The sequence below is a fragment of the Halomonas icarae genome, assembly GCF_009901955.1.
In the GTDB taxonomy this organism is placed as follows: Bacteria; Pseudomonadota; Gammaproteobacteria; order Pseudomonadales; family Halomonadaceae; genus Halomonas; species Halomonas icarae.
The window spans coordinates 2,547,749-2,562,212 of record NZ_WUTS01000001.1; the positions used below are offsets into that span (position 1 = coordinate 2,547,749).

Annotated in this window: 16 protein-coding genes; 3 read left to right on the forward strand and 13 right to left on the reverse strand. The window is 62.7% G+C overall.

The annotated features are described in order from the left end of the window. Nucleotides 1-6: 6 nt before the first annotated feature. The 13 genes from GRB80_RS11550 to argC form a co-directional block, all read right to left on the reverse strand. Nucleotides 7-477 (reverse strand): F0F1 ATP synthase subunit B, encoded by a 471-nt coding sequence (locus GRB80_RS11550; protein ID WP_132043364.1) that lies wholly within the window; start codon nt 475-477, stop codon nt 7-9. 76 nt (nt 478-553) lie between these two features. Beyond that, nucleotides 554-781, reverse strand: a complete 228-nt coding sequence (gene atpE / locus GRB80_RS11555) for a F0F1 ATP synthase subunit C (RefSeq protein ID WP_023006402.1) — start codon at nt 779-781, stop codon at nt 554-556. Between the two features lie 78 nt (nt 782-859). Further along, nucleotides 860-1,687 carry a F0F1 ATP synthase subunit A gene (atpB, locus tag GRB80_RS11560; RefSeq protein WP_161423680.1) on the reverse strand — a complete coding sequence of 276 codons (828 nt, stop codon included), beginning with the start codon at nt 1,685-1,687 and terminating at the stop codon, nt 860-862. Nucleotides 1,688-1,703: 16 nt separating this feature from the next. Beyond that, the gene (locus GRB80_RS11565; protein WP_309663578.1) at nt 1,704-2,084 is read right to left on the reverse strand and encodes an ATP synthase subunit I; all 381 of its coding nucleotides are present in this window, start codon (nt 2,082-2,084) and stop codon (nt 1,704-1,706) included. Nucleotides 2,085-2,273: 189 nt separating this feature from the next. Then, entirely contained in the window at nt 2,274-3,191 is a 918-nt protein-coding gene (locus GRB80_RS11570; RefSeq protein ID WP_161423681.1) for a ParB/RepB/Spo0J family partition protein, read from the reverse strand. Nucleotides 3,192-3,227: 36 nt separating this feature from the next. Next, nucleotides 3,228-3,998, reverse strand: a complete 771-nt coding sequence (locus GRB80_RS11575) for a ParA family protein (RefSeq protein ID WP_132043372.1) — start codon at nt 3,996-3,998, stop codon at nt 3,228-3,230. Between the two features lie 46 nt (nt 3,999-4,044). Further along, complete coding sequence (gene rsmG, locus GRB80_RS11580) at nt 4,045-4,680, reverse strand: 16S rRNA (guanine(527)-N(7))-methyltransferase RsmG (RefSeq protein WP_132043374.1); 636 nt, start codon at nt 4,678-4,680, stop codon at nt 4,045-4,047. After that, nucleotides 4,677-6,581, reverse strand: coding sequence for a tRNA uridine-5-carboxymethylaminomethyl(34) synthesis enzyme MnmG (mnmG, locus tag GRB80_RS11585; RefSeq protein ID WP_161423682.1), 1,905 nt, complete (start codon nt 6,579-6,581; stop codon nt 4,677-4,679). Before mnmG ends, rsmG begins: the two co-directional genes overlap by 4 nt. Before the next feature lie 569 nt (nt 6,582-7,150). Then, on the reverse strand, nt 7,151-7,918 hold the full coding sequence (locus GRB80_RS11590; protein WP_161423683.1) for an amino acid ABC transporter ATP-binding protein: 768 nt from the start codon (nt 7,916-7,918) through the stop codon (nt 7,151-7,153). A gap of 13 nt (nt 7,919-7,931) precedes the next feature. Next, on the reverse strand, nt 7,932-8,603 hold the full coding sequence (locus GRB80_RS11595) for an amino acid ABC transporter permease (protein WP_132043380.1): 672 nt from the start codon (nt 8,601-8,603) through the stop codon (nt 7,932-7,934). 109 nt (nt 8,604-8,712) lie between these two features. Continuing rightward, a complete protein-coding gene (locus tag GRB80_RS11600) occupies nt 8,713-9,501 on the reverse strand; it encodes a transporter substrate-binding domain-containing protein (protein ID WP_132043382.1) in 789 nt (262 codons plus the stop codon). 112 nt (nt 9,502-9,613) lie between these two features. Further along, a complete protein-coding gene (gene erpA, locus GRB80_RS11605) occupies nt 9,614-9,967 on the reverse strand; it encodes an iron-sulfur cluster insertion protein ErpA (protein ID WP_132043384.1) in 354 nt (117 codons plus the stop codon). A gap of 132 nt (nt 9,968-10,099) precedes the next feature. Beyond that, a complete protein-coding gene (gene argC / locus GRB80_RS11610; protein WP_132043386.1) occupies nt 10,100-11,134 on the reverse strand; it encodes an N-acetyl-gamma-glutamyl-phosphate reductase in 1,035 nt (344 codons plus the stop codon). A gap of 108 nt (nt 11,135-11,242) precedes the next feature. Between argC and GRB80_RS11615 the strand changes: the two genes are divergently transcribed. Genes GRB80_RS11615 through thiD form a run of 3 tightly spaced genes read left to right on the forward strand, consistent with a single transcriptional unit; the run spans nt 11,243 to nt 14,417 of the window. After that, a complete protein-coding gene (locus tag GRB80_RS11615; RefSeq protein ID WP_161423684.1) occupies nt 11,243-13,102 on the forward strand; it encodes a chloride channel protein in 1,860 nt (619 codons plus the stop codon). A 38-nt stretch (nt 13,103-13,140) separates the two neighbouring features. Further along, nucleotides 13,141-13,572, forward strand: a complete 432-nt coding sequence (gene hemJ, locus GRB80_RS11620) for a protoporphyrinogen oxidase HemJ (protein WP_161423685.1) — start codon at nt 13,141-13,143, stop codon at nt 13,570-13,572. Next, on the forward strand, nt 13,572-14,417 hold the full coding sequence (gene thiD / locus GRB80_RS11625) for a bifunctional hydroxymethylpyrimidine kinase/phosphomethylpyrimidine kinase (protein ID WP_132043392.1): 846 nt from the start codon (nt 13,572-13,574) through the stop codon (nt 14,415-14,417). The genes hemJ and thiD overlap by 1 nt, the downstream gene beginning before the upstream one ends. The last annotated feature ends 47 nt before the right edge of the window (nt 14,418-14,464 follow it).

Genomic DNA, 14,464 nt, shown 5'->3' on the forward strand with positions numbered 1-14,464 from the left:
ACCTCCTCACAGTTCGGCAGCAAGCTTGTCGAGCAGCTTGCGATGGGCCTTTTCGTCGATGGAGGCTTCCAGGACACGCTCGGCACCGGTGACCGCCAGGCTGGACACCTGGGCACGCAGCTCATCCTTGGCGCGATTGACTTCCTGCTCGATCTCGGCACGAGCGGAGGCGATTATGCGCTCCCCCTCGACGCGGGCCTGCTCGCGAGCTTCCTCGACCATCTGGGAAGAGCGCTTGTTGGCCTGTTCGAGAATCTGTGAAGCCTGTTCCTTGCTTTCGCGCAGCGTCTGCTCGGCGCGCTCCTGGGCGAGTTCCAGGTCGCGCGACGCACGACTGGCCGCATCCAGGCCGTCAGCAATCTTCTTCTGGCGCTCATGAAGCGCATTGCTGATCGGTGGCCACACGTACTTTATGCAGAACCAGACAAAGATCGCGAAGGCGATCGTCTGCCCGATCAGCGTCATGTTGATATTCACGGGGCGGTACCTCTGACAGGTTCGTGTTGTCCGGAAACAAGCAAACCGAGCGCGCAGCGCTCGGTGCTGTCATGCATTAACCGGCAACGACGAAGATCAGATACATCGCGATACCCACGCCGATCATCGGCACGGCGTCGAGCAGGCCCGCCATCAGGAAGGTTTTGGTCTGCAGCTGGTCGCCCAGCTCCGGCTGACGAGCGGTAGACTCGAGCAGCTTGCCGCCCAGGATGGCGAAGCCGATGCCAGTACCCAGAGCGCCCAGGCCGATCATGAGGGAGGCAGCGATATAGACGAGTTCCATGGTAATGCTCCTGATTGAGAGTAGTTTAGGGTTAAGGGTTTAGGGTTGAAGGTTAAGGGTGTTGCAAGGGGTTCGACGTCAGTGGTGCTCGTGTGCCTGGCTCAGATAGACGACAGTCAGCACGGTAAAGATAAAGGCCTGCAGAGTGATGATCAGGATATGGAAGATGGCCCAGGGCACACTCAGGGTCCAGGACACCCAGAAGGGCAGCAACGCGATCAGGATGAAGATCACCTCACCGGCAAACATGTTGCCGAACAGACGCAAGCCAAGGCTCAGCGGCTTGACCAGTAGACCGATGATTTCCATCACCAGGTTGAAGGGAATCAATGACCAGTGATTGAAGGGGGTCAGCGACAGCTCCTTGGCGAAGCCGCCAGCCCCCTTGACCTTGATGCTGTAGAAGATGATCAGGGCGAAGACACCGATGGCCATGCCCAGAGTGGCATTGGGGTCGGTGGTCGGCACGAGCTTCATGTAATCGATGCCGAGGCGGGCAAACACTCCGGGCGCGAAGTCGATCGGGACCAGCTTAAGGGCGTTCATCAGGAAGATCCAGACGAACAGCGTCAGTGCCAGGGGCGCGATCACCGGGTTGCGGCCGTGGAAGGCGCCGCGCACGGTGAGTTCGATAAACTCGAAGACCACTTCCACCAGGTTCTGCAGCGGCCCGGGAACGCCGGTCGTCGCGGCCTTGCCGGCCTTGCGGAACAGCCAGATGAACAGCACCCCCATGGCGATGGACCAGCCCATGGTATCCAGGTGAATGGCCCAGAACCCCATCTCGCTGGCCTCCTCGGCACTGTGTGCCAGGGACCAACCATTTTCGGGGTGGTTGCCGAAGGTCAGGTTCTGGAGGTGGTGCTGTATATAGTTAGCCGCCGTGTTATCACTGCCTGCTGCCATGCGAAGATCACCTCGGTTAAGGGGTCGACCGCTCGCGCCTAAGCCATGCTGCCAGCCAGGGCATGAGATGGGTCGCCACGTATGCGCTGAAGAAAGAAATAGGGTTTGAGGGGGGCACTGCCACGAAGACCATTGCCAGCAGTGCCACCGTCAAACCGAACTTGCCCGCTTCCGCACGGTAAAGGTTCATCACGAACCGATGTGCCTGTCTCCCGCCTCGCGCCAGACTGCTTCGCCAGACGAAGAACACCTGGGGCAGCAGGCCGACCAGCGCCCCCGAGAGGGCCGACACCCCCACCTCGACGCCTCCCAGCAGGGTCAATGCGGCGACCAGGGCGAACATCACCAGGGCTTCGAGTCGCAGTAGACGCCAGCCCAGATTGTGCCGGCGAGTCACGGGATATCTCATCGTTTTCTCGCCGGATCCTTGGGTCGAGCCTGGCACAAGGCCAAAATCACCGCGGATTATAGGGAACCCCCTTCGGGGCTTCAACTGGAGCGGCAGGCTTTTCGCGTGTTTTCCGGCCACATTCCGACCAAAGGCGCAGGAATTGTCGACAACATGAGGCATATCATGCCTACTCGACTACCGGATGTGCTCCAGAATCCCGTCCAGTTCATCGAGGCTCGAGTAGCGGATGGTCACTCGGCCCTTGCCGCCGCGCCCATGCTGGATCTTCACCGGGGCTCCCAGGAGCTCGCCCAGTCGTGTCTCCAGCCGGGTGACATCGGGGCTGGGGGGGGGCGGCTCGGCCTTGCCGGGCTGCCCCTCGGCAAGCCGCTTCACCAACGCCTCGGTCGCGCGCACGGTCAGATCCTGATTGACCACCTCGTGGGCAGCCTTGCGCTGCTTGGCAGCAGGCAGGACCAGCAGGGCACGTGCATGGCCCATATCAAGATCGCCTCGCTCCAGCAGGGTCTGCACCTCGGGGTCGAGGGCCAGCAGCCGCAGCAGGTTGGTGACCTGGGTGCGGGACTTGCCCACCGCGTCGGCCACCTGCTGCTGGGTAAGCTCGAACTCCTCCAGCAGCCGCTTGAGCGCCAGCGCCTCCTCGACCGGGTTGAGGTTCTCGCGCTGGATGTTCTCGATCAGCGCCAGGGCCAGCGCGACCTCATCGCTTACCTCGCGTATTACCGCGGGAATGACATCGAGTTCGGCCAGCTGGGCGGCACGCCAGCGGCGCTCCCCAGCGATGATCTCGTAACGATCCTTGGCCACCGGGCGCACCACGATGGGCTGCATTACGCCCTGGGCTCGAATCGAGTCGGCCAGCTCCTCCAGCGCCTCGGGCTGAATATCGCGGCGTGGCTGATACTTGCCGCGGGAAAGCTGGCCTAGCGGCAGACGCTCGAGGCGCTCGGCCGGCTCCGGCTCGGTGGCAGGATTGCTCGACACCTCACCGTCATCGAGTTCCACCTCGGGCAGATCGAGGCTCTCGCGGCGGCGGGCATTACCACCAATCAGGGCATCCAGGCCGCGTCCCAGGGCGCGTTTACGCGTCATCGACTTTCCCTCATCACTGATGTTGCACAACAGGAGTTACAGCGACAGGCGCCGAATCAGTTCCTTGGCCAGCACCCGGTGGGCCTGGCTCCCCCGCGAGAAGCGCGCATACTTGGTCACCGGCAGGCCATGACTGGGCGCCTCGGCGACCCGCACATTGCGGGGAATGGTGGCCTTGAGCAGGGTCTCGCCGAAGTAGTCGCGCAGCTGCTTGGTGATGTCGCGGGTCAGGCTGTTACGGGCATCGAACATGGTACGCAGGATGCCGAAGATCTCGAGCCCGGGGTTCACGCTGTCCTTGATCTGCTCCACGGTGTCGAGCAGCGCGGAGAGCCCCTCCAGGGCGTAGAACTCGCACTGCAGCGGAATCAGCACCCCATGGGCCGCGGTCAGGCCATTGACGGTCAGCATGTTGAGCGACGGGGGACAGTCGATCAGCACCACGTCATACTCGTCTGCCACTGCCGACAGAGCGTTCTCCAGGCAGCGCTCGCGCCCCGCCTCTCGGTCCAGCAAGGCGACCTCTGCGGCGGTCAGGTCACCGTTGCCCGGCAGCAGGGCATAGCCCGCCTGGGGACAGTCGAGGATCACCCCGGTGGCATCACGCTCACCGAGCAGCACCTCGAGCACGCTACCATCCAGGTCATGCTTGTCGATGCCACTACCCATGGTCGCATGGCCCTGAGGGTCGAGATCGACCAGCAGCACACGGCGATCCAGGGCCGCCAGGCTGGCGGCGAGATTGACCGCTGTGGTGGTCTTGCCGACGCCACCTTTCTGGTTGGTCAGGGCGATGATCTTGGTCACGGGCAACTCCGTTGCGGGGAAACGCGGGTTGTCAGGGTGCCGGGGCTTATGTCCGGCGCTCTAGCACCACCAGCAGGCGAGTGCCGACATCAAAGGGCACCTCGAGGCGGTGGCGGGCCACCGGGGTGATCTCCACCGGCAGCTCGGCCAGCTCCTCGTCCACGGCGGGCCCCTTCATGGCCAGCCATTGGCCACCGGCCACCACTCGCTCACGGGTCAGCGCGACGAAATCGCCAAGACTGGCGAACGCTCGGGAGATCACCTGGTCATAGCGCTCCTCGAAGGCCTCTATCCGCGCCTGCTCCGGCGTTACATTCGTGAGCCCCAGCTCCATCGCCGCCTGACGCTGGAAGCGAACCTTCTTGCCGTTGCTGTCGAGCAGAGTCACCCGGAGTTCAGGCTTGAGGATCGCCAGCACCAGCCCGGGAAAGCCGGGCCCGGCGCCTACGTCCAGCAGCGTTCGCCCGCTCACGTAGGGCAGCACTGCGGCGCTGTCCAGAAGGTGGCGCGAGACCATCTCCTCGGCCGAGCGTATCGCGGTGAGGTTATAGGCGCGGTTCCACTTGTGCAACAGCCCGACCAGAGCGAGCAGCTGGCGACGCTGCTCCGGATCGACGCTGATCTCCAGCTGCTTGAGCCCCTCGTCGAGTCTCGCCTCCACCATGCCCTGTGACTCCGTCATGCGTTGGCCGCCTTGTGATCATCGAGGAGTCGTCGCTTCTTGAGGTGGATCAGCAGGATCGATATCGCCGCCGGTGTGATACCGGAGATCCGCGAGGCCTGGGCAAGCGTCTCGGGGCGCGCCTCCTCCAGCTTCTGACGAATCTCATGCGACAGCCCATCGACCCGGGTGTAGTCGAGATCAGCGGGCAACGGCGTTGCCTCGTGGCGCTTCAGCTTGGCGATCTCATCGCGCTGGCGGTCGATATATCCCTGGTACTTGGCCTGGATCTGCACCTGCTCGGCCACCGCCTCGTCGCTCACCGTCTGACCGTCGATGCCTGGAAGCCCCGCGACATCGCCATAGCCGAGTTCGGGACGCTTGAGCAGGTCCATCAGGCTGTACTCCCGGGTCAGCGCCTTGCCGGTCTTCTCGGTGATGATACCCGCCGCGGGACTGTCAGGCTGGACCCAGCTGGCCTTGAGCCGGGCGCTCTCACGCTCGATGGCCTCGCGCTTCTCGCTGAAGGCCGCCCAGCGTACGTCATCCACCAGTCCGAGCTTGCGGCCCATCTCGGTGAGGCGCAGGTCGGCGTTGTCTTCGCGAAGCAGCAAGCGGTACTCGGCGCGGGAGGTGAACATCCGGTAGGGCTCCCGGGTGCCGAGCGTGATCAGGTCGTCCACCAGCACGCCGAGATAGGCCTCATCGCGTCCGGGGCACCAGGTGTCGAGCCCCTGTGCACGGCGAGCGGCATTGAGACCCGCCAGCAGGCCCTGAGCACCGGCCTCCTCGTAGCCGGTGGTGCCATTGATCTGCCCGGCGAAGAATAGGTTGGAGATAAACCGGGTCTCCAGCGAATGCCTGAGGTCGCGCGGGTCGAAGAAGTCGTACTCGATGGCGTAGCCGGGCCGGGTGATATGGGCATTCTCGAGTCCCTTCATGGAGCGTACGACCTGTAGCTGCACATCGAAGGGCAACGAGGTCGAGATGCCATTGGGGTAGAGCTCATGGGTATCGAGCCCCTCGGGCTCGATAAAGACCTGATGGCTTGCCTTGTCGGCGAAACGGTGGACCTTGTCCTCGATGGAGGGACAGTAACGTGGACCGACCCCCTCGATCGTCCCGGAGTACATCGGCGAGCGATCGAGGTTGGCATGGATGATCTCGTGGCTGCGCTCGTTGGTATGGGCGATGTGACAGCTTACCTGCCGGGGGTGCTGGTCACGACTGCCCATGAACGACATTACCGGGGTGGGTGAATCGCCTGGTTGCTCCTCCAGCTGGGAGAAGTCCAGGCTACGCGCATCCAGGCGCGGCGGTGTGCCGGTCTTGAGACGATCGACCCGGAATGGCAAGGCACGCAGACGGTCGGTCAGGCGGTTCGAGGGCGGATCACCGGCACGGCCTCCATGAGTGCTGTCGAGCCCGATATGGATGACCCCACCGAGAAAGGTACCGGTGCACAGCACCACGGTTTCGCCGAGAAAGCGAATACCGGTCTCGGTGACCACGCCCCGTACCTGGTCATTTTCGACGATCAGATCACCGGCGGCCTGCTGGAACAGCGTCAGATTCGGCTGATTCTCCAGCAGGCTTCGAATGGCTGCCTTGTAGCGCACCCGGTCGGCCTGGGCGCGAGTCGCACGCACTGCAGGCCCCTTGCGGGCATTCAGCACGCGGAACTGGATGCCTCCCAGGTCGGTGGCCAGTGCCATGGCTCCACCCAGGGCATCGATCTCCTTGACCAGATGACTCTTGCCGATGCCCCCGATGGCGGGATTGCAGGACATCTGTCCGAGGGTCTCGATGTTGTGGGTCAGCAACAGGGTCCGAGAGCCCATGCGCGCGGCGGCCAGGGCGGCTTCGGTTCCCGCATGGCCGCCGCCGATGACGATGACGTCGAAGCGGTCGGGGTAATCCAAGGTGCACCTCATTGGCGCTATGGCGCCTGTCTTGCGAGCTAGGGATGAAATCAGCCCGCCAGTATAAACCTCCTGTGGGTAATCGTCAGGGTTTTCCACACCCGCGTCGGCAGAGAGGTCTTTCCTCCGCCCGCCTATTAATTAATATCAGTATATAAATAAAGAAGTTCTGTAATGGTTGTAACTACTGGTGTGGACAATATCTGTGGATAACCATTTCCTCCCCTTTTTGATTAGTGACTTGCGTTGTTGACCACTAAGAGGAGAAGAGGCTGACAGCCTGCGGACTCAGGGTCCGGAACCTGTGGATGAAAGGAGGACCTGTCCACAGTGGCAACCCTACACCGCTTGTCCACCGTCGGGTACCTGGCTTGTGCCCGTGGCTGTGAACAACCGCCGTAGTTATCCACGAACCCCTTGGGAGTGGGCCCTGTAGACGAAATGCAGGACATCAGAAGAAATTCTGTCCACAGTCAAAAAAATGGCCCAGCCGCGATGCGGCTGGGCCATTTTTCCTTTCCTCACGGGCAGGGTTCATGAACATGTCTCATGAATAGGACATGGCAATCTCAGTGCTTCAGTACCCGTGAGAGGAAGCTGCGGGTACGTTCATCGTGCGGGCTATCGAAGATCTTCTCGGGTGGCGCCACCTCGGCGATCTCGCCCTTATGGACATAGATGACTCGATCGGCAACTTCCCGAGCGAACCCCATCTCATGAGTGACGATGATCATGGTCATGCCTTCCCGGGCCAGCTCACGCATGGCGTCGAGCACCTCGCCGATCATCTCGGGGTCCAGTGCGGAGGTAGGCTCGTCGAAAAGCATCAGCCGTGGTTCCATGGCCAGCGCCCTGGCCAGGGCAACACGCTGTTGCTGGCCGCCGGAGAGCTGGGTCGGATACTTCTCGGACTGATCGGCGATCCCGACTCGCTGAAGCAGGCGTTCGGCGGTTTCCACCGCGTCCTCCTGGTTCCAGCCGCGCACCTTCATGGGGGCCAGGGTGACGTTGTCACGCACGCTCAGATGAGGGAAAAGGTTGAACTGCTGGAACACCATACCCACTTCGGTGCGGATCCTCTGCAGCGCCTTGCCACTCTTGCCGTAGGGGGTGAGCTCGTTGCCGTCCACATCGATATGGCCGCTCTGAAACTCCTCCAGGCCATTGATGCAGCGAATAAGAGTCGACTTTCCGGAGCCACTGGCGCCGATGATCACCACCACCTCTCCGGGCATGACCTCCAGGTCGATGTCCTTGAGAACGTGCAGGTTGCCGAAATGCTTGTTGACCTTCTCCATCCGTACGATGGCAGAGGTCGTCTTCTCTTTCTGGGTCATGTGTTGGGCTCCCTTATTGGCCGACCAGGCCGCGACGCTCGAGCTGGCGTAGCAGGATCGACAGGGTCCAGGTGATGGCCAGATAGAGCAGTGCCACCATCAGGTAGACCTCCATGGCGGTGAAGGTGGTGGCGATATAGATCTGGCCCTGTCGCACCAGCTCGCCGACCCCGATCACGGAGAACAGCGAGGTGTCCTTGATGCTGATGATCGCCTGGTTGCCCAGTGGCGGAATCATGCGCCGCAATGCCTGAGGCCAGATGACGTAGCGGAATGCCTGGGTACGTGATAGCCCCAAGGAGAGCGAGGCTTCGCGCTGGCCGCGTTCGATGGATTGCACGCCACCCCGAACCACCTCGGAGATGTAGGCGCCGGAGTTGACGGCGATCGCGGCGATGCCGGCGGTCAGGGCGTTGATCGGTTCACCGAGAATCTGCGGCAGGCCGTAGAAGATGAACAGTACCTGCACCAGGATCGGGGTGCCCCGAAACACTTCGATATAGAAGATGGCGGGCAGGCGCAGCCAGAAGATCGGGCTGATGCGCATAAGACCGAAGATGATGCCGATCACGAAGCCGATGGCGAGACCGCCGAAGGAGATCAACAGCGTCCAGGGTACGCCCGGCAACAGGTGGGGTATCGAGCTGAAGGCGGCCGCCCAGTCGAATTGAAAGGTCACGTCCACGAGAAGTTCTCCGGGAGTGTTAAACGACACGGGGCCGGGAGGTCATGCCGCCCGGCCCCGCGGATACTCGCGTCGCCCTTGGGCGACGATATCGGAAGGGGGAGCCGCCTCAGTCGTCGCTGGGCGCCTCGCCGAACCACTTGGAGTAGATCTCGTCGTAGGTGCCATCTTCCTTCATTGCAGCCAGCGCCTCGTTGACCGGTTCAACCCACTCGCTGCCCTTGTGGAAGACGATGCCGTACTGCTGTCCTTCGTAAAGTGGGCCGACTACCTTGGTACGCCCTTCGCCACGGGTCTGGGCGAAGTAGCCGACATTGGGTGCATCGTAGAAGGTGGCATCGACGTTGCGGCCGAGCAGCGCCATGTACATGTCGGAGGTGCCCGGATAGGGTGTGATCTCGGCGCTGTCGCCCAGCTTCTCCTGGAGGAAGTCGTAGCTGGTGGAGCCGATTTTGGTGGCCACGGTCAGGCCTTCGAGATCCTCGAGGCTCTCCACCTCGTCGTTATCGGCTCTCACCATGATGCGTAGGCCGGAGTCGTAGTAAGGATCGGAGAAGTCGACGATCTCGGAGCGCTCTTCGGTGATGGTCACACCGGCGATGGCGATCTCCTGGCTACCGGTCTGGATCGCCGGGATGATGCCGTTGAACTCCATGGTGGTCAGGTTGACCTCGAAGCCGGCGCGCTCGGCCACTTCATGGATGATATCCATGTCGAAGCCGACCATTTCGCCGGTCTCGGTATCCAGCATCTCGAAGGGGACGAAGCTGGGGTCGGTAACCACATTGACGGTGGCATCCTGGGCCAGGGCGGAGCCGGCCAGACCACTGCCCAGCGCCAGGGCGCTGGCCATAAGAGTCTGTTTCAGGAAGGGTGAAGCCGTAGTGCTATTCTTCATGGGGTTCCCCTGTTCTTGGGACTTTTCTATGGGACTCGCCGTGCCAACCTTGGCGAGATTCCGACAGAGCGTCAAGTTGGGGAATTTCACGCTCCACACCAGCGGTGCGGTGTTACACCATGAAGGAGGCGCCACAGCCACAGGTGGTACTGGCGTTGGGGTTCTGAACCAGAAAGCGAGCGCCGGCCAGTCCCTCCTCGTAGTCGACGGTGGAGCCCACCAGATACTGGTAGGAGAGAGGGTCGACCACCAGCGCCACATCACCGAACGCAATGACGGTATCGTCGTCGGCGATATCGTCGGCGAAGTCGAAGCCATACTGGAAGCCCGAGCAGCCGCCACCGGTAACATAGACGCGCAGCTTCAGCTCGCTGTTGCCCTGTTCCGCGATCAGCGCGCGCAGCCGGGCCCGTGCGCTGTCGGACAGCATCAGAGGCGTGGGGACGAAGGATTCGGCTTCGCTCATGGTGGACTCCAAGGGATGGAAGTGTGACCGGTCATTATCCGCAAACCCCAGTAAAAGGGTCAACTTTGTGTCGTAGGACCTCCTCTGCGACCTTCCCTTGGCGCCCTCAATGTCTGGTGGGAGGGCCCCGGATTAGGGCATCAGGGCGGGGGCAGCCAGGCCGGCGTTTTCGTCGAAGCCAAACATCAGGTTGAGGTTGTGGATCGCCTGACCCGAAGCGCCCTTGACGAGGTTGTCGATCACCGAGAGCACGACCACGGTATCGCCGTCGCCGGGGCGATGCACGGCGAGCCGGCACAGATTGACACCCTTGACGCTGCGGGTCTCCGGGTGGCTACCCGGCGGCATCACATCGACGAAGGGCTCATTGGCGAAGCGTTGTTCGAACAGCCCCTGTAGGTCGTCGTGACTGCCGGTGAGGCGGCCGTAGAGGGTGGCATGGATACCGCGAATCATCGGCGTCAGATGGGGCACGAAGGTCAAGCCTACCGCCCGGCCCGCAGCATCGCCCAGGCCCTGGCGGATCTCCGGCAGGTGGCGATGGCCACTGGCGCCGTAGGCCTTCATGGATTCGCTGGCCTCGGCCAGCAGCGAAGGCACCTTGGCGCCGCGACCGGCACCGGTGACGCCGGACTTGCAGTCGGCAATGATACGCTCGGCATCGATCAAGCCGGCCTCGAGCAGTGGCAGCAGGCCGAGCTGGACGGCGGTGGGATAGCAGCCGGGTACGGCGATCAGGCGTGCCTCACGAATCCTGTCGCGATTGACCTCGGGCAGGCCATACACCGACTCGTCGAGCAGTTCCGGGGCTCCATGGGGCTGGCCATACCACTCGGCCCACTCCGCGGCATCACGCAGGCGGAAGTCGGCGGAGAGATCGATGACGCGAGTGCCCTGCTCGAGCAGCTCACTGGCCAGGGCGTGGGCCACGCCATGGGGAGTGGCGAAGAATACGGCATCGCAGGCGCCGAGACGCTTCGCATCGGGTTCGCTGAAGGTCAGGTTGTCATAGTGACCACGCAGATTGGGGTAAAGATCGGTGACGCATAGGCCCGCTTCGGAGCGTGAGGTGATCGCTTCGACTTCCACCTCGGGGTGCTGGGCCAGCAGCCTGAGCAGTTCGACGCCGGTGTAACCGGTGCCGCCAACGATTCCGACCTTGATCACGTAAGCCTCCTTGGATTGATGGGTGCCGGGCTGTCAACGCCCCGCTGGGATATGATACACAGGTGAAAGACCGGAAGGTTGTCACTCAGTCGTAAAGGAAACCACGACGTGCCGCGTTTGCCACGCTTCGATGTCGGCCAAGGACTGGAGCGCTTTCGCCACCAGCTTGCCAATGTGGATGCACTGCCGCAACTCTGCGTTCTGGGTGTTGTGGCGGGAGTGCTGACCGGCGTCCTGATGGTGGGGTTTCGCAGCCTGCTGGAACTGGGTGGACTGTGGCTGTTCCCCGCCGATAGTCCCGAGGCTTTCGAGCCTATTACACCGGCGCTGCGCAGTCTTATGCCACTGGGAGCGGCGCTGCTGATCGGGTTGTGGATGAGGTCGACTCCTCAGGCTGGTCGCCAGGTGGGGGTCATTCACGTGATCGACCGTCTGACCTATCATCAGGGACGTTTTCCGCTGCGTAATTGGCTGACCCAATGGGTGGTAGGCCTGATCTCTGTGCTGGGGGGGCTTTCCGCCGGCCGAGAGGGACCGGCCATTCATCTCGGAGCCGCTGCCTCTAGCGGCCTTGGACAGCGTCTGCGGCTACCCCACAACAGCCTGCGCGTGCTGGTTGCCTGTGGCACGGCGGCCGGTATCGCCGCCTCCTTCAACACCCCGATCGCCGGGGTCATCTTCGCCATGGAAGTAGTCATGATGGAGTACACCATCATCGGCTTCATGCCGGTGATCCTGGCCTCCACCATGGGGGCGGTCGTGGCACAGATGGTCTATGGCCCGGATCCCGCCATCTTCGTGCCCGATCTTCATCTCAACTCGTTGCTCGACCTGCCGTGGATCATCGTCAGTGGCCTTGTGATCGGTTTGCTTGCCGGTCTGTTCGTGAGGGTGTCGCGGCTGGGTGAGCGCCTGGAGCCTCTGCCCATGGCACTGCGCTTCCTGATGGCAGGTGGTGCCGTAGCTGTTGTGGCCTGGTGGTATCCCCAGGTGCAGGGCATGGGCTACGACACCCTGCAGGCCACGCTCAGCGGTTCGGTGGCGGTGGATGTGCTGATCGCTGTAGCGGTCGGCAAGCTGTTGCTGACCGCCGGCACCGTGGCCTGCGGAATCCCGGTCAGCATCATCGGGCCGGTATTGGTGATCGGTGGTGCCGCCGGTGCGCTATGTGGCATGGCGGGCCACTGGCTGCTGCCCATCGAGGCATCCGATCCGGCGCTGTTCGCCATGCTGGGCATGGCGGCGATGATGGGGGCGGTTCTTCAGGCACCGCTGGCGGCATTGATGGCGCTGCTCGAGCTCACTCACAACCCCAATATCATCCTTCCCGGCATGCTAGCGGTGGTGATCTCCTGCCTGACCGCACGACAGCTCTGCCGCTGTGGTGGTTTCTTCCTCAGCGTGAAGCGTCAGGGGCTGCACCCCCTGCAGCAACCCTTGATGCAGGCGCTCTCGCGGGTCTCGGTACCGGCGGTGATGGATCGTCGGCTGGAGCGTACCCAGCGCATGGTGACCCAGGCGAAGGCGCGAGCGCTGCTGACGTCCGAGCCAGTGTGGATCCTGATCGAGCGTTCCAGCGACGAGAAGCCGATACTGGCGCTCAAGGCAGCGGATCTGGCTCGCTGGCTCACTGTCCAGGAAGAGGCCGTCCTGGAGGAGAAGGAGAGCGAAGAGTCATCCGTTGAAGGCGAGGTGCCCAATGATCGACAGGGTCGGAAGGAAACTCCGAAAGAAAGAAGCAGGGACAAAGGTGATCCACCCATGATCGACCTGCTGGAGATACCCGGCGAGCGCCTGGAGCTCGCCCCAATCGGATTGCAGGCCACGCTCTCCGAGGCGTTCAACAAGCTCAACGACTCGATGCTCGATGCGCTCTATGTCGAGCATGGTCATCGGCCGAAGCAGAAGCGCATTTCCGGTATCATCACCCGCGGAGACATCGAACGCTTCTATCGCGTCGGTGGCTGACGTCTCCCATCATCTCATCGGTCCCGCAAGGAAATCCCATGTATCTGTGGTTCAAGGCCCTGCATCTTATCGCCATGGTGACCTGGTTTGCCGCCATGTTCTATCTACCCCGGCTCTACGTCTATCACGCCATGGCGCGTGACCGGGGGGAGCAGCAGGCAATCGATCACTTCCTGGTCATGGAGCGCAAGCTCTATCGCGGCATCATGACCCCCTCGATGATTGCCGTGCTGCTCTTCGGTGGCCTCATGCTGGTGCTCAATCCTGGCTGGCTGACTCAGGGGTGGATCCATGCCAAGCTGCTGCTAGTGGCACTGCTGGTCGGCTATCACCATGTCTGTTTGATCTATCTGAAGCAGTTTGCCGAGGCACGTTGCCGACGTGGCCATGTCTTCTTTCGCTGGTTCAACGAGTTGCCGGTGATCGCTCTGCTGATCATCATCTTCCTGGCCGTGATCAAGCCATTCTGATGGCAGACGACGTGACATACGAACCCCATCTTCCGGTGGTGCTGGTACTGGCGGGCCATGACCCGACTGGCGGCGCTGGTCTGGTAGCCGACGCCGAGGCAGTGGCTGCTGGTGGCGGCTGGGCGCTTACCGTCCCTACGGCCTTGACCGTCCAGTCCTGTACGGATGTCTCCAGGGTGCTGCCTGCCGACCCCGGTGTCATGCGAGCCAGTGTCGCTGCCCTCGATGAGTTCGAGGTGGCGGCGATCAAGCTCGGTCTGGTGGCCGATCTGGCAACTCTGGATGCCGTCAACGATATCCTCGAGCGTTTCCCCGGGGTGCCGGTAGTGGCCGATCCGGTGCTCCGCGCCGGCGGGGGAAGAGAGTTATCCACAATCGAGCTGATCGACGCGTACCGGGAACGGCTGCTGCCGCGGGTGGATATCCTGACCCCCAACCGGGGTGAGCTGACGAGGCTTTCGCCGCAACTGTGCGAGGACACGGAGCGAGCCGTGGCGCTGATGCGTCTCGGCTGTCAGGCGGTACTGGTGACCGGAACCGATGACCCTGAACCCGGCGCACCCGCGGATCGGGTGACACACACACTGCACGCCATTGACCAGAGTCGTCAGTGGAGCTGGCCGCGGCTGGCGGGGCAGTTTCATGGCTCCGGCTGCACCATGGCGGCTTTCCTGGCCGCACGCCTGGCCCTTGGGGAGTCGCTGGTGGCGGCGTGTGAACAGGCCCAGGCCTTCACCTGGGACGCCCTCTCGCACGGTTGGCGACCCGGCTCGGGCCAGGCACTGCCGCGTCGCCTCTGGCACTTGCCGGTGGCGACGCATCGCGGATCATTCGCTTCTCCCTGATGGAGGGATGGTGTTTGGCGGCCGAAGCATCGAGAATGGGGGAATTG